Raw genomic sequence first — 2,304 nt, forward strand, 5'->3', positions numbered from 1 at the left:
GGGCGGTGCCGCCGGTGCAGGTCGTACCGTTGAGCGCGAAGCTGGCCGGGGTCGGGTTGCTGACGTCGTTCCAGGAGCCGTTGAAGCCGAAGGCGGCCGTCCCGCCGGTACCGATCGTGCCGTTGTAGTCCACGTTGCGGGCGGTGACGGCGGTGCCGGACTGAATGACGGTGGCGTTCCACGCCTGGGTGACCTGCTGGCCTGCGGCGAACGACCAGGTGAGCGTCCAGGCGGTGACCGGGTCACCGAGGTTGGTGACGGTGACGTTCGCGCCGAAGCCGCCGGACCACTGGTTGGTCACCTGGTAGTCGACCCGGCAGCCGGCGACGGCGGCCGAGGCGGTGACGGCGGTCAGCGCGCCGGCCACCGCGGTCGCCGCGACGGTCGCGGCGAGCAGCATGGTGCGGGTTCTGGGGGTACGCATGGGAAGGGTGCCTCCGCGGGAGGTCGGCGACGTCCGTCACCCGCCGGCCTGCCCGGGCCGGAGGGGTACGCCGCAGCGGTGTCGACAACCGGCCGGACGGCCGGGATGACCGGGTGGCCCCACGCACCGACGATGCTAGGGCAACCGCTTTCCGGGAGCAACGGAACCGGACGTTTCCTCATCTCCCTTGCCCGGCACCGGATTCCTTGATCGACTCAGTGCATGGCAGAGGCACCGCACATGGACCCGGACGAGTTCCGCCGCCACGGCCACGCGATGGTCGACTGGATCGCCGACTACTGGTCGACCGTCGCCCAGCGGCCGATCACCTCGCAGGACCCGCCGGGCGCGGTCGCCGCCCGGTTGCCGCTCGCCGCACCGGAGCGGGGTGAGGAGTTCCCGGCGATCCTCGCCGACCTGGACAAGGTGGTCGTCCCCGGCCTCACCCACTGGCAGCATCCGAACTTCTACGGCTACTTCCCGGCCAACATCTCCGGCCCGAGTGTGCTGGCCGACCTGCTCAGCTCCGGCCTCGGGGTGCAGGGCATGCTCTGGGCGACCAGCCCCGCCTGCACCGAGGTGGAGACGGTGATGATGGACTGGTTGGCCGGCCTGCTCGACCTGCCGGAACGGTTCCGGTCCACCGGTACGGGCGGTGGGGTGATCCAGGACTCCGCGTCCTCGGCGACCCTGGTCGCCACCCTGGCAGCCCTGCACCGGGCCAGCGGCGGGCAGTGGCGGGCCAGCGGTGTGCAGCGCCGTTACCGGGCGTACACCTCCACCCAGGGGCACTCCTCCATCGAGAAGGCCGCCCGGATCGCCGGGCTGGGCGCGGACGGCGTACGACCGGTCGAGGTGGACCCGGAGGCGTTCGGCATGCGGCCGGACGCGCTGCGGGCCGCGATCGAGGCGGACCTGGCCGCCGGGGACGTGCCGGCGATCGTGGTGGCGACCATCGGTACCACGTCGACCACGGCGATCGACCCGCTGCCGGAGATCGGGGCGATCTGCGCCGAGTACGGCATCTGGTTGCACGTGGACGCCGCGTACGCCGGTGCCGCCGCGGTCTGCCCGGAACTGCGCTGGACGCACGCCGGGCTGGAGTACGCCGACTCCTACTGCTTCGACCCGCACAAGTGGCTGCTCACCGGTTTCGACTGCGACGCGTTCTGGGTGGCCGACCGGGCGGGGTTGGTGGAGGCGCTGACCGTGATGCCGGAGTACCTGCGCAACGCGGCCACCGGGTCGGGTGCGGTCATCGACTACCGGGACTGGCAGGTGTCCCTGGGCCGGCGGTTCCGGGCGTTGAAGCTGTGGTTCGTGCTGCGCTGGTACGGGGCGGAGGGGCTGCGCGCGCACATCCGGTCCGGGGTCGCGCTGGCCGACCGGCTCGCCGGGCTGGTCCGCGCCGACGACCGCTTCGAACTGGTCGCCCCGCACCCGTTCTCGCTGGTCTGCTTCCGGCTGCGGGCCGGTGACGAGCAGAGCACGGAACTGCTGGAACGGGTGAACGCCACCGGTCGGGCCTATCTGACCCACACCCGGGTCGACGGCCGGTACACGCTGCGGATGGCGATCGGTGCGCCGCAGACCACGGAGGCGCACGTACGGCGGACCTGGGAACTGATCAGCGACACCGCGACCGTGCTGGTGGGCCCGGAGGGGCGCCACAGCTGACGGGCGACCGGTGCCGGCCGGTAACCGGTGCGAGTCGGTGACCGGTGCCGGCCGACGGCGGGTGCGGGCCGGTTGACGCCGCGCGTCGATGGCCGGTGCGGGCCGACGGCCAGCCCTGGTGGGGACGCTGTCGAGCTGCTGGCGTAGACGGAGCAGCTCGACAGGACGCGCGACCCCGGCCAGCACACCGACCCGCCCTGCCC

General features: G+C 72.7%; 2 protein-coding genes. One reads left to right on the plus strand and one right to left on the minus strand.

Annotated elements, in window-relative coordinates; all coding sequences use genetic code 11:
- A partial coding sequence (locus GSF22_RS32935) for a cellulose-binding domain-containing protein (protein ID WP_244454568.1) occupies positions 1-424 on the minus strand: 424 nt, incomplete at its 3' end.
- A 222-nt stretch (positions 425-646) separates the two neighbouring features.
- On the opposite strand from GSF22_RS32935, the gene GSF22_RS32940 reads away from it, so the two are divergent.
- Positions 647-2,101 carry a pyridoxal-dependent decarboxylase gene (locus GSF22_RS32940; RefSeq protein ID WP_244454569.1) on the plus strand — a complete coding sequence of 485 codons (1,455 nt, stop codon included), beginning with the start codon at positions 647-649 and terminating at the stop codon, positions 2,099-2,101.
- Positions 2,102-2,304 lie beyond the last annotated feature (203 nt).

This window comes from Micromonospora echinofusca (assembly GCF_017614955.1).
GTDB classification, from domain to species: Bacteria; Actinomycetota; Actinomycetes; order Mycobacteriales; family Micromonosporaceae; genus Micromonospora; species Micromonospora echinofusca_A.